Annotated in this window: 25 protein-coding genes and 2 pseudogenes; 9 read left to right on the top strand and 18 right to left on the bottom strand. The window is 59.8% G+C overall.

Going from position 1 to position 26,482, the window contains the following annotated elements; translation table 11 throughout:
* Positions 1-786: glutamate-5-semialdehyde dehydrogenase (locus WA145_RS16280; RefSeq protein ID WP_422582563.1), on the bottom strand; the 786-nt coding region annotated here is incomplete at its 3' end.
* A 264-nt stretch (positions 787-1,050) separates the two neighbouring features.
* On the opposite strand from WA145_RS16280, the gene WA145_RS16275 reads away from it, so the two are divergent.
* The gene (locus WA145_RS16275; RefSeq protein ID WP_422582562.1) at positions 1,051-2,280 is read left to right on the top strand and encodes an alpha/beta fold hydrolase; all 1,230 of its coding nucleotides are present in this window, start codon (positions 1,051-1,053) and stop codon (positions 2,278-2,280) included.
* On the opposite strand, the gene WA145_RS16270 is transcribed toward WA145_RS16275, so the two are convergent.
* A complete protein-coding gene (locus tag WA145_RS16270; RefSeq protein WP_422582561.1) occupies positions 2,277-3,131 on the bottom strand; it encodes a class I SAM-dependent methyltransferase in 855 nt (284 codons plus the stop codon). The genes WA145_RS16275 and WA145_RS16270 overlap by 4 nt on opposite strands.
* Positions 3,132-3,239: 108 nt before the next feature.
* Here WA145_RS16270 and WA145_RS16265 point away from each other — a divergent pair, with 108 nt between their 5' ends.
* On the top strand, positions 3,240-3,956 hold the full coding sequence (locus tag WA145_RS16265) for a DNA-3-methyladenine glycosylase (protein ID WP_422582560.1): 717 nt from the start codon (positions 3,240-3,242) through the stop codon (positions 3,954-3,956).
* Positions 3,953-5,269, top strand: coding sequence for a bifunctional DedA family/phosphatase PAP2 family protein (locus WA145_RS16260; RefSeq protein ID WP_422582559.1), 1,317 nt, complete (start codon positions 3,953-3,955; stop codon positions 5,267-5,269). The genes WA145_RS16265 and WA145_RS16260 overlap by 4 nt, the downstream gene beginning before the upstream one ends.
* On the opposite strand, the gene WA145_RS16255 is transcribed toward WA145_RS16260, so the two are convergent.
* The 3 genes from WA145_RS16255 to WA145_RS16245 are packed head-to-tail and all read right to left on the bottom strand — an operon-like array spanning position 5,263 to position 6,933.
* Positions 5,263-5,850 carry an LON peptidase substrate-binding domain-containing protein gene (locus WA145_RS16255; RefSeq protein ID WP_422582558.1) on the bottom strand — a complete coding sequence of 196 codons (588 nt, stop codon included), beginning with the start codon at positions 5,848-5,850 and terminating at the stop codon, positions 5,263-5,265. The two genes, WA145_RS16260 and WA145_RS16255, sit on opposite strands and share 7 nt — an antisense overlap.
* 10 nt (positions 5,851-5,860) lie before the next feature.
* Positions 5,861-6,571, bottom strand: a complete 711-nt coding sequence (locus WA145_RS16250; protein ID WP_422582564.1) for an LrgB family protein — start codon at positions 6,569-6,571, stop codon at positions 5,861-5,863.
* Positions 6,572-6,573: 2 nt separating this feature from the next.
* Positions 6,574-6,933 carry a CidA/LrgA family protein gene (locus WA145_RS16245; RefSeq protein WP_422582557.1) on the bottom strand — a complete coding sequence of 120 codons (360 nt, stop codon included), beginning with the start codon at positions 6,931-6,933 and terminating at the stop codon, positions 6,574-6,576.
* 218 nt (positions 6,934-7,151) lie between these two features.
* Between WA145_RS16245 and WA145_RS16240 the strand changes: the two genes are divergently transcribed.
* The 4 genes from WA145_RS16240 (at position 7,152) to WA145_RS16225 (ending at position 10,986) form a co-directional block, all read left to right on the top strand.
* The gene (locus tag WA145_RS16240; RefSeq protein WP_275961931.1) at positions 7,152-7,607 is read left to right on the top strand and encodes a MaoC family dehydratase; all 456 of its coding nucleotides are present in this window, start codon (positions 7,152-7,154) and stop codon (positions 7,605-7,607) included.
* Positions 7,608-7,821: 214 nt separating this feature from the next.
* Positions 7,822-8,067 carry a PP0621 family protein gene (locus WA145_RS16235; protein WP_422582556.1) on the top strand — a complete coding sequence of 82 codons (246 nt, stop codon included), beginning with the start codon at positions 7,822-7,824 and terminating at the stop codon, positions 8,065-8,067.
* Positions 8,057-9,646: a sensor histidine kinase gene (locus WA145_RS16230; RefSeq protein WP_422582555.1), complete on the top strand. Its 1,590-nt coding sequence runs from the start codon at positions 8,057-8,059 to the stop codon at positions 9,644-9,646. The genes WA145_RS16235 and WA145_RS16230 overlap by 11 nt, the downstream gene beginning before the upstream one ends.
* A 2-nt stretch (positions 9,647-9,648) precedes the next feature.
* Entirely contained in the window at positions 9,649-10,986 is a 1,338-nt protein-coding gene (locus tag WA145_RS16225) for a sigma-54-dependent transcriptional regulator (protein ID WP_422582554.1), read from the top strand.
* A 138-nt stretch (positions 10,987-11,124) separates the two neighbouring features.
* Here the strand turns inward: WA145_RS16225 and thiO are convergent, their stop codons facing one another.
* The 8 genes and pseudogenes from thiO to WA145_RS16185 form a co-directional block, all read right to left on the bottom strand.
* Positions 11,125-12,231: a glycine oxidase ThiO gene (gene thiO / locus WA145_RS16220; protein ID WP_422582553.1), complete on the bottom strand. Its 1,107-nt coding sequence runs from the start codon at positions 12,229-12,231 to the stop codon at positions 11,125-11,127.
* Between the two features lie 71 nt (positions 12,232-12,302).
* A complete protein-coding gene (locus WA145_RS16215; protein WP_422582552.1) occupies positions 12,303-15,647 on the bottom strand; it encodes a pilus assembly protein in 3,345 nt (1,114 codons plus the stop codon).
* Between the two features lie 17 nt (positions 15,648-15,664).
* Positions 15,665-16,270: a hypothetical protein gene (locus tag WA145_RS16210; protein ID WP_422582551.1), complete on the bottom strand. Its 606-nt coding sequence runs from the start codon at positions 16,268-16,270 to the stop codon at positions 15,665-15,667.
* Positions 16,267-17,223 (bottom strand): PilW family protein, encoded by a 957-nt coding sequence (locus WA145_RS16205; RefSeq protein ID WP_422582550.1) that lies wholly within the window; start codon positions 17,221-17,223, stop codon positions 16,267-16,269. The genes WA145_RS16210 and WA145_RS16205 overlap by 4 nt, the downstream gene beginning before the upstream one ends.
* A gap of 2 nt (positions 17,224-17,225) precedes the next feature.
* Complete coding sequence (gene pilV, locus WA145_RS16200; RefSeq protein WP_422582549.1) at positions 17,226-17,789, bottom strand: type IV pilus modification protein PilV; 564 nt, start codon at positions 17,787-17,789, stop codon at positions 17,226-17,228.
* A 1-nt stretch (position 17,790) separates the two neighbouring features.
* Positions 17,791-18,258: a GspH/FimT family pseudopilin gene (locus tag WA145_RS16195; protein WP_422582548.1), complete on the bottom strand. Its 468-nt coding sequence runs from the start codon at positions 18,256-18,258 to the stop codon at positions 17,791-17,793.
* Positions 18,255-18,695: a type IV pilin protein gene (locus WA145_RS16190; protein ID WP_422582547.1), complete on the bottom strand. Its 441-nt coding sequence runs from the start codon at positions 18,693-18,695 to the stop codon at positions 18,255-18,257. The genes WA145_RS16195 and WA145_RS16190 overlap by 4 nt, the downstream gene beginning before the upstream one ends.
* A gap of 148 nt (positions 18,696-18,843) precedes the next feature.
* Positions 18,844-18,960 (bottom strand): annotated as a pseudogene (locus WA145_RS16185) (IS5/IS1182 family transposase); the annotation flags it as partial.
* 58 nt (positions 18,961-19,018) lie between these two features.
* On the opposite strand from WA145_RS16185, the pseudogene WA145_RS16180 reads away from it, so the two are divergent.
* Both WA145_RS16180 and WA145_RS16175 read left to right on the top strand, forming a co-directional pair.
* Positions 19,019-19,303 (top strand): annotated as a pseudogene (locus tag WA145_RS16180) (transposase); the annotation flags it as partial.
* 194 nt (positions 19,304-19,497) lie between these two features.
* Entirely contained in the window at positions 19,498-20,016 is a 519-nt protein-coding gene (locus WA145_RS16175; RefSeq protein ID WP_422582546.1) for a GspH/FimT family pseudopilin, read from the top strand.
* 360 nt (positions 20,017-20,376) lie between these two features.
* Here the strand turns inward: WA145_RS16175 and ispH are convergent, their stop codons facing one another.
* From ispH to ribF, 5 genes are all read right to left on the bottom strand, one after another.
* Complete coding sequence (gene ispH, locus WA145_RS16170) at positions 20,377-21,321, bottom strand: 4-hydroxy-3-methylbut-2-enyl diphosphate reductase (protein ID WP_422582545.1); 945 nt, start codon at positions 21,319-21,321, stop codon at positions 20,377-20,379.
* A gap of 202 nt (positions 21,322-21,523) precedes the next feature.
* Positions 21,524-21,976, bottom strand: a complete 453-nt coding sequence (fkpB, locus tag WA145_RS16165) for an FKBP-type peptidyl-prolyl cis-trans isomerase (protein WP_422582544.1) — start codon at positions 21,974-21,976, stop codon at positions 21,524-21,526.
* Positions 21,969-22,472, bottom strand: coding sequence for a signal peptidase II (gene lspA, locus WA145_RS16160; RefSeq protein WP_422582543.1), 504 nt, complete (start codon positions 22,470-22,472; stop codon positions 21,969-21,971). Before lspA ends, fkpB begins: the two co-directional genes overlap by 8 nt.
* Before the next feature lie 93 nt (positions 22,473-22,565).
* Positions 22,566-25,397: an isoleucine--tRNA ligase gene (ileS, locus tag WA145_RS16155; RefSeq protein WP_422582542.1), complete on the bottom strand. Its 2,832-nt coding sequence runs from the start codon at positions 25,395-25,397 to the stop codon at positions 22,566-22,568.
* 48 nt (positions 25,398-25,445) lie between these two features.
* Positions 25,446-26,372 (bottom strand): bifunctional riboflavin kinase/FAD synthetase, encoded by a 927-nt coding sequence (ribF, locus tag WA145_RS16150; protein WP_422582541.1) that lies wholly within the window; start codon positions 26,370-26,372, stop codon positions 25,446-25,448.
* Between the last annotated feature and the right edge of the window lie 110 nt (positions 26,373-26,482).

The raw sequence follows: 26,482 nt of genomic DNA, 5'->3' as shown, positions 1-26,482 counted from the left end.
GGCGTTGCACGGTGAGTAGCGTTGGGTCTTGGCGTTATCGGCAACGCGAATGGCTTTATCCAGATCGGCGGCGATGTCGATATACACATGGCAGACGCCGTCCAGGTGTTTGATCACCGGCACCTTGGCGTCGCGGCTGATGCGCTCGATCAGGCTCTTGCCGCCACGCGGCACGATCACGTCGACGTACTCGGGCATAGTGATCAGCGCACCAACGGCGGCGCGATCCGTGGTTTCCACCACCTGCACCGCCGATGCCGGCAAGCCAGCTTCAGACAGGCCGAGCTGAATGCAACGGGCAATCGCCTGATTGGAATGAATCGCCTCGGAGCCGCCACGCAGAATGCTGGCGTTACCAGATTTCAAGCACAGGCTGGCGGCATCGATGGTCACATTCGGCCGCGACTCGTAGATGATGCCGATCACACCCAGCGGCACGCGCATCTTGCCGACCTGAATTCCCGACGGCAGGTAACGCATATCGCGGATCTCGCCGATGGGATCGGGCAAGGTGGCGACCTGCCGTAGGCCTTCGATCATCGAGTCGATTACTGCCGGGGTCAGCGCCAGGCGGTCGACCATGGCCGGCTCCAGACCACCCGCGCGGGCGGCGGCCAGGTCCAGCTGGTTGGCGGCGGTCAAATCGCTGCGGGCCGCATCCAGCGCGGCGGCGGCGGCCTGCAGGGCACGATTCTTTTGCGCGGTACTGGCACGCGCCAGCACGCGTGAAGCGCTGCGGGCGGCCTGTCCCAGGCGGGTCATATAGTCGAGCACGGACTCAGTCATGGTCTTGGCAGGTCTGGCGGTTGAAAAAAGTCGCTGAGTATAACGGGCGCGCCGCTCCACGCCCAGCGCTGCGCGGCGGACGGTAGACATAGCGTTCGCCACAACCGGCGGTAACGCCACCAGGCCACGTACCGCAGGCCACCCGGTGAAACAGTGACAGCAGCACCACGCTGCCGCCCGAAGGTTAGGTAAACAAAAACCGTCCGAATGTTTACCTTGCCATTAAAAGCAAGACAGGCGGCCGACCGCCGGGGTGGGATCAGCATGTATTACCGTACCGACTACTGCGCCGCACAACTCAGCGAAGCCCCCCAGGTGCTGCACCTCGGCGACCTGCGCCTGCACTATCAGGCCTACGCCTGCCGCCACCATGACCCGCGACCGCCCGTACTGCTGCTGGGCGGCGCATTCCAGAGCTTTCGCTCGTTTGCCGCCGAGGTCAGCGAGCTGCTCGGCGAACACCCGGTGATCCTGCTCGACCTGCCCAGCCAGGGCGGCAACCTGCAACTAGCACCCGAGCTGAGCCTGGAACAGTTGGCCGACCTGATCGCCGCCTTCGCCGAGGAACTCGACCTGCCGCCGCTGATGCCGATCGGCCTATCCTACGGCTCGGCCCTGGCCGCGCTGTTTGCCGCCCGCCACCCAGCGCGCTGCGCCCGCGTGTTGCTGGCCGGGATCACCGCCTTCGGCCGTCCCGGCGCGCGCCTGCTGTTGCAGGAAGGCCTGGCGCTGCTGGCCGAAGGTCGCTGCGAGGCCTTTGCCCATGGCGCGCTGACCGGCCTGCTCAACCCTTTGCGCCTGGAACAGACCGGTGTTGCCCCAGTCTTTCGCAAGGCGCTGCTGCGGCAGATTCAGCGCCTGTCAGCCGCCGATATCGAGCGCTACCGGCAGAACAGCCAGCGCCTGCTGGATTTCCAGGGTTTTCACGCGCACCCCAGCTGTCCGACCCTGGTGCTGGCCGGCGAATATGACCATTTCACCCAGCCCTGGGAGCATGCGCACTTTGCCGCCGCCTGCGCCCAAGCCAGCTGTGCGCTGATCCACAACGCCGACCACCTGGCGCAATTCGAACAACGCGACGCCTGCGCCAGCCTGTACAAGCCGTTTCTGCGCGGCGAAGCCCTGCCAAACCGCAGCCCAGGCAGCAGCCTGCTGGCCCAGCAGCAACTGCTGCAATTGGAAAAACGCCACGAACCACGCCGGCCGCCCAGCCAGCGCCAGGCGCGCCTGCAGCATGCCGAGGGTGGCGAGTGGCGGGTGGAGGTCAGCGAATTGGGCTTCTTCGGCGGGCTGTTGCAGGCCGATCTGCCGGCGATTCGCGGCACGCGCGGCTGGCAACTGCTGTGCAAGGACTTGCCCGCCCAACCCCTGCTACCCCTGCGCCAGGCTCAAAACGGCCTGGCCTTTGTCTTCCCACACAGCGACCAGCAGGCCAGCCAGGCGCTGGCGACGCAATTCCAGCTACAACCCTTGCCGGCAGCCGCCTGCGCTTAAACGCGCGCCTCGATTACCCGCACCAAGCCGGCACTGCGCGACGGTGCCAGGCCCAGCGCCTGGCTGGTGCGGCTCGGATCGAATACCTCGACCTGATTGAAGCCGCACTGCTGGAAGCCTTGCACAATCGCCTGATCGTTGCGGTAGTGCAGTGGATAACTGCCACGGGTCAGCCGCCCGATCAGGCCGACGCCCCAGCGCAGCTGGCGATAGCGCGGGTGCTCGCGCAGATCGGGATACAGCTCGGTCAGGTAGGTGGCCTGAGGAAACTGGCGCAGCTGCTCGGCCAAACGCGTCCAGAACGATTCGATCAGCGCCAGCTCGAAGTAATTCACCAACCCCTCGGTGATCACCAGCACCGGCTTGCTGTGATCCAGCTCGGCGAACAGTGCCGCCAGGCTTTTACTGCCCTCCTCGGCGAGGATATCCACCGCGCGCACCTGATGCTGACTGCCCAGCCAGCCTTCGCTATTGAGCAGCAGGCGCTTGCGCGCCGCCATCACCGGCAGATCGGCCTCGACGTAGCGCAGCTGCGGGTAACGTGCGGTAAAGCGCCGGCCGCGCGGCGACAGGCCGCAGGCGATTTCCACCACCTGACACACCCCGCCCTGCTCAATCGCCGCCGTCAGCTGGGCATCGATCTGTAGATGCCGTTGCAGCAGAAATTGCTCGATATCCAGGCCGAAACCGACCCGCGCGCCCCAGGTGATCGGGCTGAGCAAAGCATGCACAAAACGCCCGAAGCCGGTAGCAAAGGCCGCATCCGCCAGCTGATGGCGGTACCAGATATAACCGGTGTAATGGGCGCTGGGGCTGATATGGGCACTGCTAACGCGGGCACGTTCAGGCATGGTTAAGACTCTTATTGTTATGATCACAAGCCGTTAAACGGCGCTCAGCTGAGCGCGCGAAACGGCAACAGCCCCAGCCTATGCCCTGCCGAGTGACCGTGACACCACATGCCAGCCGATCCCAACCTTAGTTTGCCCTGGCCCCAAGGCCGCGCCCTACCGGCCAGCTTCTTCGACCGCGACGCGCGCCTGCTGGCCCGCGAGCTGCTGGGCAAAGTGATCCGCCATAAACAGGGCGAGTGCTGGCTCAGCGCGCGAATTATCGAGACCGAGGCCTACTACCTGAGCGAGAAAGGCAGCCATGCGTCCCTCGGTTACACCCACAAACGCCGCGCACTGTTTATGGATGGCGGGCATATCTATATGTACTACGCCCGGGGCGGCGACTCGCTGAACTTCAGCGCCCAGGGCCCGGGTAATGCAGTGCTGATCAAATCCGCCTACCCCTGGCCGGACGCGCACAGCGGCGCAGGCGCCCTGGTGCAAATGCAGGCGAACAATCCCGACGCCCGGGGCAGAATACGCAACCGCGAAACCCTTTGCGCCGGGCAGACCCTGCTGTGCAAATCGCTGGGTTTGAAAGTGCCGGAGTGGGACGCGCAACCCTTCGATGAGCAACGCCTGTTTGTCGAAGATATCGGCGAGCGCCCGCAACAGATCGTGCAATGCGCGCGCCTGGGCATCCCCCATGGCCGTGATGAACAATTGCCCTACCGTTTCGTCGACGCCGCCTTCGCTCACCATTGCACGCGCAACCCGCTGCGCCGCGGCCAGTTGACCGGCCAGGACTATCACCTGCTAACCCCCACGGATGACCACCAATGAGCCAATGGTTCGACACCCTGACCCTCTGGCTAAGCGCCAACCCCGAATGGCTGGGCCTGGCAATTTTCTTGCTGGCCTGCGGCGAATGCCTGGCGATTGTCGGCATTCTCGTACCCGGCACCGTGCTGCTGTTCGCCGTCGCCGCGCTGGCCGGCAACGGCGCGCTGGGCCTGGGGGAAACCCTGCTGCTGGCGTTTTGCGGCGGGTTGCTGGGCGATTGCCTGTCCTATGCGCTGGGGCGCTATTTTCATCAGGATATCGGCCGCCTGCCGGTACTGCGCCATCACCCACAATGGCTGAGCAGTGCCCACGGCTACTTTGTGCGGTACGGCGTCGCCAGCCTCTTGGTTGGGCGCTTTATCGGCCCGCTACGGCCCATGCTGCCAATGGTCGCCGGCATGTTCGATATGCCCTTCGTGCGTTTCTTTCTCGTCAGTCTGCTGGCCGGTATCGGTTGGTCGATCGCCTATATGCTGCCCGGTTGGGCTACTGGCGCCGCCATGCGCCTGCCGCTGCCGGACGGTTTCTGGCCGCAGGCCGGGGCGATTGCTGCCGGCATGGCCCTGGTGGTGGGCGTTAGCGTGCACGGCAGCCTGCGCGGGCAACGGCACACCAGCCTGCTGACGGTGGCGACAAGCCTGATCCTGTTGATTGGCCTGATGCTTAGCTGGCCGCAGCTGAGCCAGCTCGATCAGGGCCTGCTGACATTGCTGCAGGAGCATCGCAACAGCAACCTGGACAGGCTGATGGTGCTGATTACCCGCCTCGGCGATCTGCCCACACAGCTGGCCGCCGCCGTGCTGCTGTGCCTGATTCTGCTGGCGACTCGGCAATGGCGCCCGCTCTGCCTGGCCATTGGCACCCTGCTCGGCACCGCCCTGGCCAACGGTGCACTAAAGGCATTTTTCGCCCGCAGCCGCCCCGATGTGCTGCTGGAGCCGTTGAACAGCTTCAGCTTTCCCAGCGGGCACAGCTCGGCGGCCTTCGCCTTCTGCCTGCTGCTTGGGGTACTGGCCGGGCGCGGGCAACCGCCCCGTATGCGCCTGACCTGGCTGCTGCTGGCCTGCCTGCCGGCCGCCGCAATTGCCGGCTCGCGGATTTACCTGGGCGTGCATTGGCCTAGCGACATCATCGCCGGCGCCCTACTGGCCGCCTGTTTCTGCGCCCTGAGCCTGGCGCTGGTGCAGTGGCGCACGCCACTGCCGGCCTTGTCCGCAAGAGTCTGGTGGTTGTTGCTGCCAGCGGTTATCGCCCTGCTCGGCGGCATCACCACCTGGCAGCTGTCCGCCGGCCTGCTGCTGTACCGTTACTGACGCTCGCCCTGCAGCCGCTCCAGCAGCCGCTGCAACAGCTGCAGACGCAGCTGCACCTCGGGGGTGTCGAGCAATTGCAGCTTCTGCTCGGCGTCCAGCGGCAACAGGTAGGCCAGTTGATTGGCCAACGCCTCCTGGCCCGCCGGCTCGCTCGGCATGCCCAGCGATGCCACCAGCGGGTGAGCGCTTAGCGCACCGAGCAACGCCGCCAGATCGGCATGCTCAGCCTCCAGCGCCTGCTCCGGCTGCTCGTCCAGCCACTCGACTTCGGCCAGGGTCAACTGATCCGGCAGCACCTGGGCGCGCTGCACGCGAAAGCGTCGGCCACCCTCGACGCGAATTCCCAGCAGACCATTGGGCCGTTGCTGGAAATCCCGGATCAGCGCCTCGCAGCCTATCGCCGAGAACTGCCCCGCCGCCTCGCCCACCTCGGCGCCATCGACAATGCAGACCACACCGAAGCCTTGGCCCTGCTTCATGCAGCGGCTGATCATATCCAGGTAGCGTGCTTCGAAAATCTGCAGGTCAAGCATGCAGCCGGGGAACAGCACGGTATTCAGTGGAAATAGCGGTAGGGTCATAGGCGCCTCCTTATAGCCACAACAGAACAGCCAGCGGCAGCAAGACGGCAGTGAACACCCCCATCAAACTCATCGCCAGGGCGGCAAACGCGCCGCACTCTTCACTGTCTTGCAATGCCCGTGCGGTGCCTACCGCATGCGCGGTCAGGCCCAGGGCCATGCCCAGCGCGGCCGGATGCTGCACGCCACAGCGTTTGAGCAACGCCGGGCCGACGATGGCACCGATAACCCCGGTAATCATCACGAACACCGCCGCCAGGGCGGCAATCCCGCCAATCTGATTGGCCACCAGCATGGCAATCGGCGAGGTCACCGATTTCGGCGCCATGCTCATCAGCATGATCTGCTCGGCGCCAAAGGCCCACGCCAGGGTAATACCCAGCACGGTGGCGACTACGCCGGCCACCAGCAGGGTGATCAAGGTCGGCCAGAACAGCTGGCGAATGCGCCGCAGATTGAGGAACAACGGTACCGCCAGGGCCACCGTGGTCGGCCCGAGGAACAGCGTCAGGGCGGCGGCGCTGTCCTTGTACTCGGCAAAGGTCAGGCCGCACGCCAGCAGGATGCCGATCACCGCCAGCATCGATACCAGCACCGGCTGGAGAAACACCCAGCGGGTTTTCTCGTAAGCGGCAATCGCCAACTGGTAGGCGCCGAGGGTGATACCCACGCCAAACAGCGGATGATGAATCAGCGCCTGCCAGGCGGCGTGCCATTCCAGACTCATGCGTCCTCCCGGCGTTGCTGACGGTCGATCAGCTTCTGCATCAGCCAGCCGGCGAAGACGACCGAAATCAACAGCGACAGCAACAGCGCACCGGCAATCGCCCAGAAATCGGCAAAAATATCCTCGGCATAAGCCATCACCCCAACTGCCGGCGGCACCAGCAGCAGCGGCAGGTATTTCAACAGGCTGGTCGCGGCCAGGTGCAGCGGCTCGCCCACCTCGCCACGCAGCAGCAGAAAGCCAAACAGCAGCAACATGCCGATGATCGGCCCCGGCAGGATAGGAATTAGCAGGACATTCAGCGCAGTGCCAAGCAACTGGCACAGCACCAGCCAGGAAAGGCCGCGTAGCAGCATGATGGGTAATCTCCGAAGCGTATGATCCCAGTCGCAGTGCCGCGCATTATAAGCAGAAGTACCCGGCAAGGGCCGGCTTACAGCGCTAGCGCGGCACTGGCGCAACGTTTACGGCGTGCACACGAGACACTTGACCCTGCGGCAAACCCATGATGATCTTAGGGCAGAAGGATTTACGCCCCCAAAAAAAACAACACTTGCGTCTTCAAGGAGAAACCATGACATCAGTACCCGCCGCCGAATTGCCCAGCTATATCGGTAAAGAACTCGGCCGCTCCGAATGGCTGACCATCGACCAGGAGCGCATCAACCAGTTCGCCGAATGCACAGGCGATCACCAGTTCATCCACGTCGACCCGGAAAAAGCCAAGCTCACCCCGTTTGGCAGCACCATCGCCCACGGTTTCCTCTCGCTGTCGCTGGTGCCCAAGCTGATGGAAGGCATCATGATCATGCCCAAAGGGCTGAAGATGGCCGTCAACTATGGCCTGGACAGCGTGCGCTTTATCCAGCCGGTGAAGGTCAATTCTAAGGTCCGCCTGGTGGTCAGCCTGACCGACGCCCATGAGAAGAATCCTGGCCAATGGCTGCTCAAGGCCAAGGTCGTGCTGGAAATCGAAGGTTCAGAAAAACCTGCCTACATCGCCGAACCGCTGACGCTCTGCTTCGTCTGATCGCCGCCACCAGAGGCGCACAGGCAGCTGCTTGTGCGCCTTTGTTGTAACCGCTCGACAAGCGCACCACCTCGCCACACCAAGCAACAGCCCAGCGCCCAGCACCGCCTACTGCGCAACGCAGCGCAAAACACCGTTCAGCGCACTGTTTCAGCGCTGGGCGCACGCAGGTGGGTTAGCTAAACTGCCGGCTTACCGATAGAAAGAGAGCGCCATGGGCCTGTTCCGCTTATTGTTCTGGATTGCCATTATTGCGGCTGCGTTTTGGCTATGGCGGCGCTTTACTCGATCAGCGGCGCCTCGCCCAGAAGACCGCAACACCAGCCCGCCCCCTACGCCTATGGTGCGCTGCGAGCATTGCGGCACCCATGTCCCTCGCGATCACGCGCTGACCAAGGACAATCAATGGTTCTGCAGCCAGGCCCATCTGGAACAAGGCCCACAATCCAGTGAGCACTGATTTCTCCCTGAGCGGAGAGCAAAGCTGGCGAATCCTGCGGCTCTACCACCTGTACCGCCTGGTTATCGGCATTACCCTGACGCTGTTGGTATCCAGCAACCTGGACAGCGAACTGCTGGACATGATGCACCCGACGCTGTTTCGCAATGGCAGCTGGCTGTATCTGGTGCTTAACGTCCTGATCATCGCCACCGTGCGCCGTCCCAAGGGCCTGACGCAGGTCTTCAGCCTGGCCCTGGTCGACGTGATTCTGCTCTCCGGCCTGTTTTACGCCGCCGGCGGTACGCCCAGCGGCATTGGCAACCTGCTGATCGTCGCCGTGGCCATCACCAATATCCTCTTGCGCGGACGTATCGGCCTGCTGATTGCTGCCGTTGCAGCGATTGGCATGATCTACCTGACCTTTTACCTCAGCCTCAGCCGGCCCGCGGCGGCCGCACAATACGTCCAGGTTGGTGCATTCGGGGCGCTGTGCTTCGCTGCCGCACTGTTCGTGCAGGGCCTGACCCGTCGCCTGCAAGTCAGTGAAAGCCTGGCCGAACAGCGCGCTGCCGATGTCGCCAACCTGGAAGCGCTTAACGCGCTGATCCTGCAACGCATGCGCACCGGCATTCTGGTGCTGGATGAATTGCATCGCGTACTGCTGGCCAACCAGGGCGCCAACCACCTGCTGGGGCACGCCGACCTGACCGGCAAGATCCTCGATCCGCATTGCCCGGAGCTGATCAAGCGCATGCAGCAATGGCTACACAACCCCAGCCTGCGCCCGGCCAGCCTGCAAGCAGCGCCCGATGGCCGCGTGCTACAGCCGAGCTTTATTGCCCTGCAACGCGGCGAACACAACCATACCCTGATTTTTCTTGATGACATTTCGCAAATCGCCCAGCAGGCGCAACAGCTCAAGCTCGCCTCATTGGGCCGCCTGACTGCGGGCATTGCGCATGAGATTCGCAACCCGTTGGGGGCCATCAGCCACGCCGCGCAACTGCTGCAGGAGTCAGAAGAGTTAGCCGGGCCGGATCTGCGCTTGGCGCAGATTATTCAAGATCACTCGCGGCGCATGAATCTGGTGATCGAGAACGTTCTGCAGCTCTCGCGGCGCCGCCAGGCTGAGCCACAACTGCTGGATCTGAAGTACTGGCTACACCGTTTCGCCAGTGAGTTTCGCAGCAGCGCCGCCCCGGGCCAGACCCTGCACTTGGAAACCAGCGGCGGCAGCATCCAAACCCGCATGGATCCGCACCAACTCACCCAGGTATTGAGCAACCTGGTGGAAAACGGCCTGCGTTACAGCGCGCAAAAGAACAAGCAGGGGCAAGTCTGGCTGAAACTGTTCCGCGACCCGGAGAGCGAGCTGCCGGTGCTTGAGGTCCTGGATGACGGCCCCGGCATTGCCGAAGAACAACTGCATCACCTGTTCGAGCCGTTCTACACCACGGAAAACAAAGGCACCGGCCTGGGCCTGTATATTTCCCGCGAGCTGTGCGAAAGCAATCAGGCCCGCCTCGCCTATAAACTTCGTGAAGGTGGCGGCAGCTGCCTGCGTATCACCTTCGCTCACCCGCGCAAACTGAGCTGACCATGACCCGCCAGAGAGCCCTGATCGTCGATGACGAACCCGATATTCGCGAACTCCTGGAAATCACCCTGGGGCGCATGAAGCTCGACACCCGCAGCGCACGCAATGTCAAAGAGGCGCGGGAGTGGCTGGCCAAAGAGCCTTTCGACCTGTGCCTGACCGACATGCGCCTGCCCGACGGCACCGGCCTGGAGTTGGTCCAGCATATCCTGCTGCGTCACCCGCAAGTGCCGGTGGCGATGATCACCGCGTACGGCAGCCTGGACACCGCGATCAACGCGCTGAAAGCCGGCGCGTTCGACTTTCTGACCAAACCGGTGGACCTCGGCCGCCTGCGCGAACTGGTCGCCGCCGCCTTGCGCCTGCGCAGCGCCGATGGCGAAGAACTGCCGGTGGACAGCCGCCTGCTCGGCGACTCACCGCCGATGAAGGCCATGCGCAAACAGATTCTCAAACTGGCGCGCAGCCAGGCCCCGGTGTATATCAGCGGCGAGTCCGGCAGCGGCAAGGAACTGGTCGCGCGGCTGATCCATGAGCAAGGCTCGCGCGGCGAGCAGCCCTTTATCCCGGTCAACTGCGGCGCGATTCCCACCGAGCTGATGGAAAGCGAGTTCTTTGGCCACAAAAAAGGCAGCTTCACCGGCGCCATCGAAGACAAACAAGGGCTGTTCCAGGCCGCCAACGGCGGCACCCTGTTCCTCGATGAGGTCGCCGACCTGCCGTTGCCGATGCAGGTCAAGCTGCTGCGCGCGATTCAGGAAAAAGCCGTGCGCGCCGTAGGCGGCCAGCAGGAGTTGATCGTCGATGTACGCATCCTCTGCGCCACCCACAAGGACCTGGCCGGCGAAGTCGCGGCCGGACGTTTCCGCCAGGATCTGTACTACCGCCTCAACGTGATCGAACTGCGCGTGCCCGCCCTGCGTGAACGCCGCGAAGACATCGCCCTGCTGGCCGACATCATGCTCAAGCGCCTGGCCGACGGCACTGGCCTCAGCCCGGCCAAACTGGACGACGACGCCCTGGAGAAGCTCAAGAGCTACCGTTTTCCCGGCAACGTGCGCGAACTGGAAAACATGCTCGAACGCGCCTACACCCTGTGCGAAGACGACCGCATCACCACCAACGACCTGCGCCTGGCCGACAGCGCGCCCATCAGTGAAAACGGCGAAGCCAACCTCGCGCAGATCGATAATCTGGAAGACTACCTCGAAGCCATCGAACGCAAGCTGATCATGCAGGCTCTGGAGGAAACCCGCTGGAACCGCACCGCCGCCGCGCAACGCCTGGGCCTGAGCTTTCGCTCAATGCGCTATCGACTGAAGAAACTCGGCATCGACTGAACGCCCACCAGCGGTGTAGAAGCCAGCTTGCTGGCGATCAACCAGGCCGGGCGCCAGCAAGCTGGCTCCGCCCCCGGTGTAATAGACTCAGCATAATTCGCCAAGGCCACGAGCCTCCGCGCCGCACCAGGGAGAGGGCTAGGGCGTGGAGCCAAGCCGCGCAGCCGGCGCATAAGGCGCAGGATCGACAATCGGCTCACGCCCCAGCATCAGGTCCGCCAGCAACTGGCAAGACGCCGGCGCCAGCACCAGCCCATTGCGGTAATGCCCGCAGTTCAGCCACAGGCCATTATGTCCCGGCACGGGCCCAATAAACGGAATACCCTCGGGCGAACCAGGCCGCAATCCTGCCCAGTGCCCCACCACCTCGGCATCCGCCAACGCCGGCAACAACTCGATAGCCGAAGCCTTTAAGCTGGCCAGTGCCTCGTCGGTCGGCGTCTTGTCGAACCCCGCATGCTCAAGTGTGCTGCCAATCAAAATATGACCGTCGCGCCGCGGAATCGCATAGCGTCCCTTGGCCAGCACAATGGCAGGCAGAAAATCTTCAGCGCACTTGTACAGAATCATCTGCCCCTTGACCGGCACCACCGGCAACTCGACGCCAAGGGTCTTCATCAGCTCAGCGCTCCAGGCCCCCGCAGTCAGCACCAGCTGATCGGCATGCATATCACCCTGCGCCGTATGTACGCCCGTGACCCGCCCACCCCGGCGAATAAAACCACTGACCGCACACTGCTCATGCAAGCTGACATTCGGCATCTGCTCCAGCGCCGCACGCAGCGCCTTGACCAGGCGCGGGTTGCGCACATTGGCCACATCCGCCATCTGCACCGCCCGCCCAAAGCCCTCAGCCAGCGCCGGCACCGCACGCTCTACCGCCGCCAAATCGACACGCTGCAGCGGCCGCCCCTCACGCTGCGCCCAAACAAGCGCCTCAGCTTCGTCATCCAGATCCAGCCAATACAACCCGCTGACATACACCTCAGGGTCAATCTGCGTCTGCGCCAGCAACTGCTCACCGAGACGCGGGTAAAAATCCTGCGACCAATGCGCCAGCGCCGTGACCGCCGGGCTATACCGCCACGGGTAAAGCGGCGAGACAATGCCACCGCCGGCCCAGGAGGACTCCTGCCCAGCAACGCCGGCATCCAGTACCACTACCGGCAATCCAGAAGATGCCAACTCAAGGGCGGAAAGTAATCCTAACGCCCCTGCGCCCACTATTAAAACGTCTGTCGGCATACTGGTTCTCACCTGCTCTATAAACAAAAACGGCCAGCCGTAATGGCTGGCCGTTTTACACTTTTATAGCCTCAACGGTCTACATCACCACTCCAGTAACTGCGACTGCGGGTAGTCGGTGGTGTAGCCAAAATCTTGTCTGGATCCAGCCCCTTACAACCGATACAAATAGACACCGCGGTATCTTCACCCGGAGTGCAACTTGTAGAGCCCGCAGGGCATACCACATTAACAGTTGCGGTCGTTGGGGCAATCGGCATTCCACCACCCGGAATTTCAGTCGTGACAACACTGCACGCAGGGCTCAACAGGTCTACCTCATAACCTCTGGCTAGCCCCAATGGCCTGCTGCAGACACCCACCGAACTGCCACCCGGACGATAGCTATTGAAGAAGACCTTGCCACCCAAGAAAGCCCCGGGATTAACGACCTGCTCGCCACGGTCCGGCATGCTTAAAGACCAGCCACGCTTACCCTTGGCAGCACAATCTACTCCCTCACCCGGAGATACCTCTACTGCCAGCATATCACTGCCATCCAGATCAACTTCGGCAGTACTGATACTTGGGAAGTCAGCCAGCACATAGAAGCGATCTTGCACTGAAGCTGAATACGGGTAATTGCTCTCCAGAGGACGCTCTCGATTGCCTGAACCTAAACCAAGGAACACGCGATCCTTCAGCGCAAATGCAACCGGGGCATTGAGAAAACGTCGCGTACTTCCGGAGACAGACGCCAGCTTGGTAATACTCCATGCTGCCTTGTCCAGCGCAGTCAGTCCACCTTGTCCGCCCAAGGTAGCAAAACTGATTCTATAGAGCCCACCAGCTGCATCGGCCGCGTAAGCAAAATCGGTTTTACCATCTACATCCATGTCGACCAAAGTCAAATCAGCCACCACCGGAGCGTCTGTCTGCAGCTGGGCTGGCCCGGCAAGAAGAGCGCCGGTTCTGGCATCCAGTATATAGATGCCCTTGCCCTTAGCGGAGGAGCTGCATGGGTAAGCCGCCTGATCGGCATCAAGACAGGTGTCATATCCGCCACCGAACATGACTACCTCGCCACTGGTATAGCCTGACAACGAAGCGCCTTTGGGTGTGGACCAAGTCTGGCCAAGATCGGAAAACCCAGAGTCGCAACTAGCCCCTGCGCCCATCGCATCACAGCCCCGACGCCATAGCAAACTGGGGCTAGCAGGCGAGGTTACATCCAGGGCGTACACCATACGACCGCCGCGGCGCATGGTCGGGTAGATGTAGGCCTTGTCTACTTGGTCGTTCTCGTTATAGGTAACAACCTGCCCGGTAGAGCCATCAAAAAAGTAATCCTTGGCGGTGGGTGCAGGCGTTAAGCTAGCCGGCTGATTAGGAAATTTAACCAGCGGTAGGTTGCTATACAGACGCTGAATTAGCCCGTAGTGCTCCGGCGCAAGCAAACTCCATGACTCGCCACCAGTAGAGGCTTTGATCGCACGGAACAAGCCATCATTGCTACCGTAAAAAACATAGGTGCCGGTACTTCCACCATAGTTAACGGTCAACGGCCTTGAGTGAATCACATCACCGTGAATGCTGGGCCGACCACCACTGGCTGGGGCCGCCTCACCCTCTCCTGTTTTGCTACCGAGCAGATAGTCAAACAGGTCCTGATCTCCATCCAACTGGGTCACACTCATCGCTGTTAGCGAACTACCGCTTGCGGTTAACAAATTGCGTGCAGACAGGTCGCTCTTGCGCGAAATCTGAGCTGCGCCGCCTTTCTCGACAAAAGGCCCATCGGGCAGATCAGACCACTGGTCGTAGATACTACCAATGCATTGACTGGTCGGGGCTGGGGTTATACCTAGGCCGGCCCAATAGTCAGCAGAGTCAGTACTCCAGTAGCTCTGCGCACACTCCGCAGCAAAACCGGAAACCGGGTTGATCGCATTGGCACCGGTAGCATCGGCCAGGAACGGCTCGCCATTTTCCAGTCCGACCTGATAGCGCTTGAGGTTACCGAACCAACGAGGTTTGGCCGCCTGATCAGGGCGGAACATGCCAATAAATACTTGGTTCTCGCTTTGGGCGCGGTTAGTGGCACTGAGCGGCAAGGTGACGGCAGCAAAAGTCGAACTAACAGACAGTATGTCGGAAAGTGCCGTAGTAATTGCATCGACAATAGCGTCTTCGTTCCTGGCTGCAAAGTAACGCCCACCACCCACTTGCGCACCACTTAGCATCAAGCCTGTATGATCTTCATTCTGTTGTTTGTTGAATACATCGATGGTGTAGGTAACCACCTTGACCCGCTGCTCAAAACTAAGGCCCGCCTCATTGACAGCGGTGATAGGAACACCATAGTCATGCAGGAACTTGGCCCAGTCGTCAAAGTTCCAAGGCAAGCCCGCAGCAGCATCATATCCACCGGAGGGCGCCACAACCGTACTGGTACCACCACCTTGCTTCACTGCAAAGCGCTTAGTTTTGCTATTACCTGTGGTTTTGCAAGCGGGGGTACCACCCGTAGTAATACTGTCGGTGGCATCGCAGGCACAGTCAGTCTTATTCAGACATAGACCACTGGTTGTTTCTGCCACATTACAACTGGCTACGTCTGCATCCGTATAACAGGCTGCAGAATAACCCAACTTAGTAGACGGCTCGGTAACGGTTGTCACCGTAAATTCTGGAATGGGTATCGGCGCAGTGCCAGACGTAGTCGCCAAACCGTCTGCTGAATCGTCCAGCGCTGCATACAAGGCACTCAGCGCAGCACTGTTAGTGGATGAGTCTGCAGAAGGACCACTACTGTTCGGGTTACCTATAAAGATCACATAGGTATTGGCGCAAGCATTGGCCGCATCTAATGGCGATCGGAAAGTGCTGTACTGGCTAGAATAGCCGCTATTGTCAGCTTTAGTAGGCTCAGTACCGCCGCCTGAAAAGCTCTGTGTTTTTCCTCCCAAGTAGTTGTACAGGTCATACATCAAGTTGCCATAGGGGGTACCAGCGTTACGCTTCTCCGTTGTGCCGTTGATGTTGTTAAAAATCTCATCAAGCTCGATATCCAACTGGGTCTTACTGGTAGCCGTTAGTTGCTGTAAGTTAAAACGCACAAAGCCGCCATCTTGACTGGCGTTACCCGATGTAGTGAACTCGAACAAGCCAACGTTGGCCTTACCGATCAGGGCTGTTAATGATGTTTTGATCGCCCGTGCCTCGGCCTGCCCCTGAGCCAGGCCGCCCGGCCACTGCTGGCTTTGACGTGACCAGTTGGAAGTGTTGTCTAGCACAAAGACGACATTCGGCAAGCCAGCAGCGGTGGTACTATTGCCGACAAAGATATCAATATCTTCGGCATTAACTGCAGCACAGTTGAGCGATAGCGCGATAGCAAGCCCAAAAGCATTACGCAGGGTATGCAAGATATTCATGGCAAACTTACCTCCAATTAATCACAAATGCTGCTGACCGTATTACTGTCTGCCGGAGAAGCTACACCCTGGCGAACTTTCACCTCCGCCCCCGTCTGCAAATCGGTCGCAGTGGCTAGGAAATCCCAGACCACATCAGAACACAACGAATTGCCATTGGGCGTATCACCCTGACAGCTGCTCCAAGCACTGCCACCACCCTCGAAGGCGTCAGGAATTTCACCCTCAGCAAGCGTGGGGAAAGTAGTAACGCCCATACGCTTTGCAATATTGTCATTGCTTAGCGGTGTGGCAATGGTGCAACTCAACTCGATAAATACTTTAACGTCATTGAGCCCATCACCATTAATGTCGTAGCACTTCTGGTTTTGCTTTTCGCAGGATGATACAAACACGGACCCAGACAAATAGAGGTTCGAGCTAAGCGCCTCTTCGAGCGCTGAATCGGCTGCATGGCGGGCCAACGCCCGACTCTCAAGGTTGTGCACCACCTTGAGGTTGGTCTGCGTCAGATTAAACCCCGACACTACTATCAAAGTAACCAGTAGTAGCATGGTCAATGAGACCAGCAGCACAATACCTTGCTGGGAATCTGGAAAAGTGAATGCTGCTCGCGGTTTCATTGTACTTCCCTCGGGCCGCCCACATTCTTCAGGAATACGGTAGTCGAATAGGTCTGCCGCTTGTGATTCTTGTAGGCGGCAGGCTCATAAGTTAAGCCACCCAAGGAGTAGCTGTTAGTGTCGGTATAGCCAGGAGTCGCCTCGAGATTTCGTGCTACAAGCCAAATACGCACGGCTATAACATCCGGCCACTGTGCTGGGGTAGGCGCGTCATTAAACTCGTCAACTTGAGCATCGCCGTCGGTATCGAGCCCGTAACTAAAATGCAGCCCCTCAACACCATCGACCAGTGCGCCCGATGAGCTATAACCATCTGCGCCAAGCTCCATACGCACCAATTCGTCATTACTCGTCAGGTAATAGATACGACTGAGGTAACGATAAATCGGGGCTAAAATTGCAGCGTCGCACTTAAGGTTGAGCGCTGTCAGATCGGCTGTACCGCGCTTTAATACAGCTGTACCTATATTTGCATCGGCGGCGCAGGCAGGCACCTGAATATAGAAATATGCTTGGTTGACCGCCTGACAATCTGGGGAATTCAAGGCGCAAGAACTGGCTCGGCGAATCGCTATGGACGCTCCTCCACCTTTTCCAGTTTCGCAGCTTGTAGACCCCGCAGCAGTACCTTGCACCGGATTGGCCATGGCATGGGTAAGCTCGTCAAGAGTCTCTGGACACAAAGGAGGTGCGCCAGCTACAGAATCCTCCTGAGCACCCGACTCGCCCCAGAAGCCAGCATTATTCAGCTCGTCCCTGAGCAGGTTAAGGGCAAACGCGCCATTCTCAAGCTGCCTGCCGGTACTTTCAACTTCGTTGCGAATACGCCCACTGTTTATTAGCACCTGCGAGACTGCGACCAGGATAAATAAACCAATCAGCATCGCGACCATGACTTCGATCAGCGTAATACCTTTTTGCTGGAGGCCAAGTAGCTGCTTGCCAGAGTCCATCCTCATACCTCACCCAAGTAAGCGAGCGTGACATCCAGTGAAATGGCTCTGCGCAAAGAGTCATCACCAAACTGGTTCTGACCACAGGTCTGCGCAGGAGCAGCGGTGGGCGTCATCCCCTGCCAAGCAACCGTAATACGAATAACCCGGGGAGCGGTTCCTCCGCCAGATATATTCTCGATACACCCACGAGCACCAATCATACTGCCCAGCGAAGTACCGCCCGAACCAGAGATACCAACACCGCGCAACGCTTCATTCCAGCAAGCCGTGTCGTCCTCAACTGAACTTGCGGTGTTATCGCAGGTTTTGCTGCTCAGTCCGAAAACAGTGGAACCGCCATATGAACCATCACGCGCATCTTCAGGATTCGCATGAATGCGACTGGCCATATCCTCCAGCAAAAGCATGGCTTGGGCCCGCTGATAGGCATCAAACTGAGCATTCACTATGCGCGCATGCATCCCCGCCACACCCAAAAGACCAACAGCAAGTATAAGTACAGACACCATGACCTCAATCAAGGTGAAACCTCGGTGGTTTCGGGCAAAGAATAGAGAACCCATTTCAGCACCCCCCTGTTTTCGAACTCGCCCGACCGCTGGCATCCAATTGAACACAGCGGACCTGAGAAGTGTCTTCATCCGATGTAACTTCGAACTCTATGTTTTGCGCTCTACCAGATGCACTGAATGTAATCGCTCCCGCTGGGCCAGTGATAGCGACACCGCTGCTCTGCGAGTGAGTCAGTAAAGCGGGCTCGCCTGCTATCGGGCTGGCAACACTCCAGCCCGAACTCCACCCATCCGCAGCAGGGCTAAGCGTTACTTTTTTGTTAAACTTAACGGCCTCTGAACGTGTCAATACAAGCGCTGAATGCAAATCCACCGTGGCCGATTTGACTCGCTGCCCCTCAATCATCGTTCTGTAAGCTGGCGCCCCAATAGAAACCAAGATGCCAACAAGCGCCACAGTGACCATTAACTCGACCAGACTGAACCCCTGAGCCGGGCTAGTAAATGCGAATAGTTTCACCAGCTCCCCCCATTCCAGATTTTGTTACCTGCCTGATCGATACTAATGTCACCATCTCCAGTCTGAATTCCCGACTGCGGCGAGGCAGTAATGGTGAAGGTCGGCGGGCTATTGGCTGTCACAAAGGTGATCGAATAATTAGTATCGACGGTTGCAGGCTTTGTCGCAGAGAGCGCGCCCTCACTACCTGCATACGTACGGACATCCATCAGGTACTGCTGCTGACGCTGGGCTAGATCTAGCAAATACGCCTGGGCATCTGCACGATTGGAGCGAATTATGTATTGCTGGTACGAGGGATAGGCAATGGAGACAAGAATGCCAATGATGGCCACGACTATCATCACTTCGATCAGGGTAAATCCCATCTGAAGTTTGTTTGATCTTAAATTCCCCATACCCCTTATCTCCACCCGATTAGACTGATACCAGAGCATGGCACTCTGCTTACCGAATCACACCACCCAATTAGACGACTGGCAAATTCTCCAGAATGATCGGTCAAGTCAAAAGATCCTGTCCCAAGACCGCGCTGCAAGGACCTAAGGTCTGTAGCCGTTTCACATGGGCACCATGGAAAGGCCATGCCATGGCCATCACGCTTTCGTAGTTTCTCTTGAGCTTATCGAAGCGAGATGCCACTGCCCGGTAGTGCTTCAACCTGGCAAAAGCGTTTTTCACCAAATGCCGATTGCGGTAAAGCACGGCGGCGGCAAAATTTGAGTGCAACACCTGACCTTTCCGGTACGGTGCTGTCCCTATGCCTTATACCGAACTCAGCGTTGAAGAGCGCGCCACCAATCAAATCGGTCGTGCTCAGGGCTTCAGCCTGCGCAAGATTGCCTGCTTGATCACCCGATCCCCTTCAACCATCAGTAGGGAGTTGCGGTGCAATCGAGGTGCCTGTGGAGGCTACTCGGCCCGTGGGGCGCAACCGCAGATGCAGGTCCGCAGCTAGGTGTGCTGACCGAAGCGAAAGCTGTTGCCGGGTAGCGAGCGCTTCGAGCTGGTGACCCATATGCTGGGTGAGCGTTTGTCTCCCGAGTAAATAGCCAGCAAGCTGCGCAGCATGAACATGCCAAATCTGAAAGAATTTTCTAGCAGTTTCTTCGTCTCGGCCGGCTAATGCTCATTTGCATATTCCTAACGAACAGCTACAGATATAAAGCGGCTACAGAACGTTGGCCAACCCAGAGGGCTCACAGGAGTGAGACCTGCCCAGCACGGAAGCTAGAAAATATGCATATTCGCTCACATGGTTTTACTCTGCTTGAACTGATGACCTACCTAGGCATTCTCTCATTGCTAATCAGCATTGGAATCCCAGAACTAAATAACATGATCTACGAGCAAAAACTTCGAAAAGCAACACAGGATCTATTCTTAAGCGCTGCGATCGCACGCAGCGAAGCCGTTAAACGTAATCTACCCGTGCTAGTTATGACAAATGCTGATTCTTGGTCCAATGGCTGGAAAGTTTTCGTTGATCATAATAACGATGGTACCCGCAACCAAAACGAACCCGTGATAGCAATCACGGAGAAACTCGATGAAATACTCGCTCGCGGCAATACTCCAGTAACTAGCTATATTCGCTTCACTCCCAGCGGAAGGCCAAAGCTGATAGGCGGCGGGTTTCAGGCGGGAACCATCACCTTATGCACCGCAAGCAGTAAGGCTGTAACTCGCCGACTAATCATGAACGCAAGCGGTAGAATTAGGATCAAAAAAAGCACAACAACAGCCTGTAACGCATAGATGCCATTAAATTGGCTATACCCGTGTTAACTGTTTATTTTCTGTGACCCAACACTCAACCAAACCCTTGAGACTGGCAATGCGGATAGTTGCTGCCTTGATTGTGCCCTGCGAGAGCACGAATGGTTGAGCCTCACTTACAAAGCTGCGCTGAGATGAGGCTGGACAGCAGGACTATCCACAGCGAAAGCTGAATCGCTATCTTGATCGACCTCCCATATTCGAAGGTGTCACGCCTTGATTTAGGTTATGTCCCAATTGCGTGTTGAATAATGCGCGCAACCGCCACCGCAGTAAGCCGGCTGAATACGCTGCTGATAGCGCTGAAACATACCGCAACAGTTAGCTCAAGCTGAACCATTAAATTTGGCGAACTCGCAGCTCCTTGGGCATAGAAAAGGTGACGTTCTCGGGCCGCCCTTCCAGTTCAAGCTCCTCAGCCGCCCCCCAGGCCCGTAGCTGGTTTACCACTCCCCGCACCAACACCTCCGGGGCAGAAGCGCCTGCGGTGATGCCAACTCCGGCAACGCCGTCGAACCATTCGCGCTTGAGGTCTTCGGCCCCATCGATCAGGTAGGCCGGGGTGCCCATACGCTCGGCCAGTTCGCGCAGGCGGTTGGAGTTGGAGCTGTTGGGGCTGCCGACGACCAGCAGTACATCGCATTCGGCGGCGAGTTGTTTGACCGCGTCCTGGCGGTTCTGGGTGGCGTAGCAGATGTCGTCCTTGCGTGGGCCACCGATGGCGGGAAATTTCGTGCGCAGGGCGTCGATGACCTTGCTGGTGTCGTCCATCGACAGGGTGGTCTGGGTGACGAAGGCCAGCGCCTCTGGATTGCGTACCTGCAGTTCGGCGACGTCCGCTTCGTCCTCTACCAGGTAGATAGCGCCGCCGTTGCTGGCGTCGTACTGGCCCATGGTGCCTTCGACTTCCGGGTGGCCTTGGTGGCCGATCAGGATGCATTCGCGCCCTTCGCGGCTGTAGCGCACCACTTCCATATGCACCTTGGTCACCAAGGGGCAGGTCGCATCGAAGATCTTTAGGCCACGGCGCTCGGCCTCGTTGCGTACGGCCTGAGACACGCCGTGGGCACTGAAGATGACGATAACGTCGTCCGGTATCTGGTCCAGCTCTTCGACAAACACGGCGCCACGCGAGCGCAGGTCTTCCACCACAAACTTGTTGTGCACCACTTCATGACGCACATAGATCGGCGGGCCGAAGACTTCCAGAGCGCGGTTGACGATCTCAATGGCGCGGTCGACGCCGGCACAGAAACCACGGGGATTGGCGAGTTTGATATGCATGCTGGTTATCTCGGCGCGCGTAAACGAAAGATGCCGTAGCTGGGGTTAGCGGCACATTGCGGCATAAGCCACGAATACCGCGCAGCCCAACAGCAGGGTGCCCGACATACGAACCATGGTGGGTTACGGCGCGCCAAACAACCGGTTCCGAACTCAAGCTCAGCCTGCGCGCCTAACCCACCCTACGAAAATACTGCGCTGCTCAGAGCGCTTTGACCTCAATAATTTCCACCTCAAAGCTCAGCGCCTTACCGGCCAGCGGGTGGTTGAAATCGATGGTCACCTGGCTGTCGTCGAAGGCTTTGACCACGCCGGGCAACTCGGCATTGGCGGCATCATTGAAGATCACCAGCAAGCCTTCCGACAGTTCCATATCCTGAAACTGGCCGCGCGGCATGACCTGGATATTCTGCGGATTACCCTGGCCAAAGCCCTGCTCCGGGCTGATCGACAGGCTGCGTTTGTCGCCCGCTTTCAGTCCGTAGATGGCCTGTTCAAAGCCCGGCAGCAGGTTGCCATCGCCGATCTTGAAGGTGGCAGGCTTTTTATCGAAGGTGCTGTCAACCACATCGCCGTTGTCCAGCTTGAGGGCAAAATGCAGAGTCACTTGCTTGTTCGGGCCGATTCGCAGCTCTTGGAGGAGAGAGTCAGTCATGGGCGGTTTCTCCGGGCTTCTCGCTTTTGAACATATCCAGTGCCAGCAGGATGGCGCCGCCGGTGATTGCCATATCGGCCACGTTAAAGGCCGGGAAATACCAGCGGTGCTGCCAGTGCACCAAGATGAAATCAACCACATGGCCAAATACCACGCGGTCGACCAGATTACCCAGCGCGCCGCCAAGCACTAACGCCAGGGCCAATGCCAGCCAGGTTTCGCCTGGCTTGAGGCGCTTGAGCCACACCACCAGCACCGCGCTGACCACCACGGCAATCGCGGCGAAGAACCAGCGCTGCCAACCGGCGGCATCGGCCAGGAAGCTGAAGGCCGCGCCGGTGTTGTAGGCCAGGGTCCAGCTGAAGTAATCGGGGATGATCACGATCTGCTGGTACATGCTCAGGTTGTTGTCGAACCAGAACTTGCTCGCCTGATCGAGCACAAAGATCGCCAGGCTTAGCCAGAGCCAGGGCAGTTTGCCGAAGCGTGCGCTCATGCTCGGCCCTCGACCCGTAGGAGCCAGCTTGCTGGCCATGCGCCAAGGATCGCCAGCAAGCTGGCTCCTACATCAGCATGCCCGGGGAGAGCATCACGCATAGTGACGAACCTCGCCGGCGCCTTCGATATTGTCCACGCAGCGACCACAGATTTCTGGGTGCGCCGGGTTCACCCCGACATCCTCACGGTGGTGCCAGCAACGGGCACACTTGGCGTGACCGGACTTCAGCACTTTCAGCTTGAGCCCCGCGACTTCGGTTTCCACAGCATCGCTTGGCGCGCTGGCGAGCGGCGCCAGGCTGGCGGTGGAGGTAATCAGTACGAAGCGCAGCTCGTTGCCCAGCTTGTTCAGATCGGCGATCAGGCTGTCCTCAGCGTACAGGGTCACTTCCGCCTGCAGGTTGCCGCCAATGGCCTTGGCTGCGCGCAGGTTTTCCATTTCCTTGTTCACCGCGACCTTGACCGCCATCACCCGCTCCCAGAACGCACGGTCCAGCTCGAAACTTTCCGGCAGTGGACTCAGGCCCTGATACCAGCCATTGAGCATCACCGATTCGTTACGCGCGCCTGGCAGGTATTCCCACAGTTCATCCGCGGTGAACGACAGCACCGGCGCGATCCAGCGCACCAGGGCTTCGGCGATATGGAACAGCGCCGTCTGGCAGGAACGCCGCGCCACGCTATCAGCGGCGGTGGTGTACTGGCGGTCCTTGATGATATCGAGGTAGAAGCCGCCCAGCTCCTGCACGCAGAAGTTGTGCACCTTCTGGTAGACGTTCCAGAAGCGGTAGCTGTCGTAGGCTTCCTCGATCTCGCGCTGCAGCAACAGGGCGCGGTCGACCGCCCAACGGTCCAGCGCCAACATGTCTTCAGCCGGCAGCAGATGCTGCGCCGGGTCGAAACCGCTGAGGTTGGAAAGCAGGAAACGCGCGGTATTGCGGATGCGTCGGTAGGAGTCGGCGCTGCGCTGCAGGATAACCTTGGACACCGCCATCTCGCCCGAGTAGTCGGTGGACGACACCCACAGGCGCAGGATATCGGCGCCCAGGCTGTCATTCACTTCCTGTGGGGCGACCACGTTGCCCAGCGACTTGGACATCTTGCGGCCGTTCTCGTCGACCACGAAGCCATGGGTCAGCAGCTCTTTGTACGGCGCGTGGCCGTCGATGGCCGCGCCTGTCAGCAAGGATGAATGGAACCAGCCGCGGTGCTGGTCGGAGCCCTCGAGGTACAGGTCGGCACGCGGGCCGCTGGCGTGGCCCAGGTTGTGCGAGCCACGCAGCACGTGCCAGTGGGTGGTGCCGGAGTCGAACCAGACGTCCAGGGTGTCGCTGATCTTGTCGTAGTCAGCGGCCTCGTCACCCAGCAGCTCGGCGGCGTCCAGCTTAAACCAGGCCTCAATACCTGCTTGCTCGACACGCTTGGCCACCTCTTCCATCAGCTCGGCGCTGCGCGGGTGCAGTTCGCCGCTGGCTTTGTGCAGGAAGAACGGAATCGGCACGCCCCAGTTACGCTGACGCGAGATGCACCAGTCGGGACGACCGGCAATCATGCTGTGCAGGCGCGCCTGGCCCCAGGCCGGAACGAACGCGGTCTGCTCGATGGCGCTCAGGGCGCGCTCACGCAGGGTAGCGCCCTCATTGGGCTGCTTATCCATGCCGACAAACCACTGCGCGGTGGCGCGGTAGATCAGCGGGGTCTTGTGCCGCCAGCAGTGCATATAGCTGTGCTGGATGGCTTCGTGCTTGAGCAGCGCGCCGACTTCTTCCAGCTTGGCAACGATGGCCGGGTTGGCCTTCCAGATAAACTGACCGCCAAAGAACGGCAGGTCGCTGACATACACGCCGTTGCTCTGCACCGGGCTGAGAATGTCGTCGTTGCTCATGCCGTAACCTTTGCAGGAACGGAAGTCGTCCTCGCCGTAGGCCGGAGCCGAGTGCACCACGCCGGTACCGGCACCCAGCTCGACATATTCAGCCAGATAGACCGGGGCAAAGCGCTCATAGAACGGATGGCGGAAGCGGATCAGCTCCAGCGCCGCGCCCTGAGCCGTAGCGATCACTTCGCCCTGCAGGCCGTAACGGGCCAGGCAACCCTCTACCAGTTCTTCGGCCAGCAGCAGCAAGCGCTCGCCGGTATCGACCAAGGCGTAGGTGAATTCAGGGTGAACATTCAGCGCCTGGTTGGCCGGAATGGTCCAGGGCGTGGTGGTCCAGATCACGATGGAAGCCGGTTTCGCCAGGCTGGCCAGACCGAAGGCAGCGGCCAGCTTGTCGGCATCTTCAACCAGGAAGGCGACGTCGATGGCATCGGACTTCTTGTCCTGATACTCGACTTCCGCCTCGGCCAACGCCGAGCCGCAATCGAAACACCAGTTGACCGGCTTCAGGCCCTTGAACACGAAGCCCTGCTTGACCATCTCGGCCAGCGCGCGGATTTCGCCCGCTTCGTTGGCAAAGTCCATGGTCTTGTAGGGATTGTCCCAGTCGCCCAGTACACCGAGGCGAACGAAGTCGGCCTTCTGCCCTTCGATCTGCTCAGCAGCATAGGTGCGGCAGCGTTCGCGGGTCAGGTCGGACGGTTGGTTCTTGCCGAAGGTGGTTTCCACCTTGTGCTCGATCGGCAGGCCGTGACAGTCCCAGCCCGGCACATAAGGCGCGTCGAAGCCGGCCAGGGTCTTGGAGCGGGTGATGATGTCCTTGAGGATCTTGTTGACCGCATGACCGATATGGATGCTGCCATTGGCATAGGGCGGGCCGTCGTGCAGAACGAACTTGGGCCGGCCTTCGCCTTGCGCGCGCAGCTTCTGATACAGGCCAATCTCGTTCCAGCGCTGCAGAATCTGCGGCTCGCGCTGCGGCAGACCGGCCTTCATCGGGAATTGGGTATCTGGCAGATTCAGCGTGGCTTTGTAATCGGTCATGTCAGGCTCTTCGTAAGCGATTGGCACCCAGCAGTTGACGCTGGGTGCTTAAACGCGCCAATGGGCACGGGCGGCAGCAATATCGGCAGCAATTGCCGTCTTCAATGCCTCAAGGGAGGCGAAACGCTGCTCATCGCGCAGCTTGTGGTGGAAAGCCACCGTCAAACGCCGGCCATATAAATCACCGGCAAAGTCCAGCAAATGCACTTCCAGGTGGGCACTGCCGTCACCTGCAACACTGGGGCGCACACCGATATTGGCGACGCCCGGCCAGGTTTGGCCGTCGATCTCGGTGCTAACCAGGTACACGCCCTTGAGCGGCACCCGCTTGCGCTTAAGCTGCACATTGGCGGTCGGCGCATTCAGCTGACGGCCCAGCTTCTGCCCGTGCAGCACCCGTCCGGCGATCTGGAAGGGGCGGCCGAGCAGGTGCTGCGCCAAGGCAAAATCACCGGCATCGAGGGCTTCACGCACCCGCGTGCTGCTGACGCGAATGCCATCCAGCTCAACCGTGCTGGCAGCCTCAACGCTAAAGCCTTCGCGCTCACCGGCCTCGGCCAGAAAGGCAAAATCACCAGCGCGATCACAGCCGAAGCGGAAGTCATCGCCCACTTCCAGATGCTGCACCCCCAGACCTTCCACCAGCACGCGATGCACAAACTCGGCAGCGCTCAGCTCACGCAGGCGGCGGTTGAAGCTCAGGCACAGCACCCGATCAACGCCTTCGGCAGCCAGCAAAGCCAGCTTGTCGCGCAACCGCGCCAAGCGCGCCGGCGCCACATCTGGGGCAAAAAACTCGCGCGGCTGCGGCTCGAAAATCAGTACGCAGCTGGGCACGCCGAGCTCGGCGGAACGCTCACGCAACCGCGCCACAATGGCCTGATGACCACGATGGACGCCGTCGAAATTACCGATGGTGGCGACACAGCCCCGATGCTGGGGCCGCAAGTTGTGTAGGCCTCGAACCAGCTGCATAACGCGCTTCTTGCTCATAAAGTGGTCGATTATACGCACACCGCGCAGCGGACAACAGGCGGCAAATCAGCCGCTTTCAGATGGAGCTGCGCCGGGCAAAGTCGCGCAGA

It is taken from the genome of Pseudomonas sp., assembly GCF_049301935.1.
Lineage (GTDB): Bacteria > Pseudomonadota > Gammaproteobacteria > Pseudomonadales > Pseudomonadaceae > Aquipseudomonas.
Note: the sequence above shows the minus strand (reverse complement) of the source record. Positions and strands in the feature narration are given on the sequence as shown.

Excerpts from the sequence above, each read along its gene's own strand:
- ispH (WP_422582545.1), bottom strand. The coding sequence starts at position 21,321 with ATGCATATCAAACTCGCCAATCCCCGTGGTTTCTGTGCCGGCGTCGAC.
- WA145_RS16255 (WP_422582558.1), bottom strand. The coding sequence starts at position 5,850 with ATGACCCTACCGCTATTTCCACTGAATACCGTGCTGTTCCCCGGCTGC.
- ribF (WP_422582541.1), bottom strand. The coding sequence starts at position 26,372 with ATGCAGCTGGTTCGAGGCCTACACAACTTGCGGCCCCAGCATCGGGGC.
- fkpB (WP_422582544.1), bottom strand. The coding sequence starts at position 21,976 with ATGACTGACTCTCTCCTCCAAGAGCTGCGAATCGGCCCGAACAAGCAA.
- WA145_RS16245 (WP_422582557.1), bottom strand. The coding sequence starts at position 6,933 with ATGCTGCTACGCGGCCTTTCCTGGCTGGTGCTGTGCCAGTTGCTTGGC.
- lspA (WP_422582543.1), bottom strand. The coding sequence starts at position 22,472 with ATGAGCGCACGCTTCGGCAAACTGCCCTGGCTCTGGCTAAGCCTGGCG.
- WA145_RS16205 (WP_422582550.1), bottom strand. The coding sequence starts at position 17,223 with ATGGACTCTGGCAAGCAGCTACTTGGCCTCCAGCAAAAAGGTATTACG.
- WA145_RS16265 (WP_422582560.1), top strand. The coding sequence starts at position 3,240 with ATGCCAGCCGATCCCAACCTTAGTTTGCCCTGGCCCCAAGGCCGCGCC.
- WA145_RS16215 (WP_422582552.1), bottom strand. The coding sequence starts at position 15,647 with ATGAATATCTTGCATACCCTGCGTAATGCTTTTGGGCTTGCTATCGCG.
- WA145_RS16225 (WP_422582554.1), top strand. The coding sequence starts at position 9,649 with ATGACCCGCCAGAGAGCCCTGATCGTCGATGACGAACCCGATATTCGC.
- ileS (WP_422582542.1), bottom strand. The coding sequence starts at position 25,397 with ATGACCGATTACAAAGCCACGCTGAATCTGCCAGATACCCAATTCCCG.
- WA145_RS16190 (WP_422582547.1), bottom strand. The coding sequence starts at position 18,695 with ATGCTCTGGTATCAGTCTAATCGGGTGGAGATAAGGGGTATGGGGAAT.
- WA145_RS16235 (WP_422582556.1), top strand. The coding sequence starts at position 7,822 with ATGGGCCTGTTCCGCTTATTGTTCTGGATTGCCATTATTGCGGCTGCG.
- WA145_RS16270 (WP_422582561.1), bottom strand. The coding sequence starts at position 3,131 with ATGCCTGAACGTGCCCGCGTTAGCAGTGCCCATATCAGCCCCAGCGCC.
- WA145_RS16175 (WP_422582546.1), top strand. The coding sequence starts at position 19,498 with ATGCATATTCGCTCACATGGTTTTACTCTGCTTGAACTGATGACCTAC.
- thiO (WP_422582553.1), bottom strand. The coding sequence starts at position 12,231 with ATGCCGACAGACGTTTTAATAGTGGGCGCAGGGGCGTTAGGATTACTT.
- WA145_RS16240 (WP_275961931.1), top strand. The coding sequence starts at position 7,152 with ATGACATCAGTACCCGCCGCCGAATTGCCCAGCTATATCGGTAAAGAA.
- WA145_RS16210 (WP_422582551.1), bottom strand. The coding sequence starts at position 16,270 with ATGAAACCGCGAGCAGCATTCACTTTTCCAGATTCCCAGCAAGGTATT.
- WA145_RS16275 (WP_422582562.1), top strand. The coding sequence starts at position 1,051 with ATGTATTACCGTACCGACTACTGCGCCGCACAACTCAGCGAAGCCCCC.
- WA145_RS16260 (WP_422582559.1), top strand. The coding sequence starts at position 3,953 with ATGAGCCAATGGTTCGACACCCTGACCCTCTGGCTAAGCGCCAACCCC.
- pilV (WP_422582549.1), bottom strand. The coding sequence starts at position 17,789 with ATGGGTTCTCTATTCTTTGCCCGAAACCACCGAGGTTTCACCTTGATT.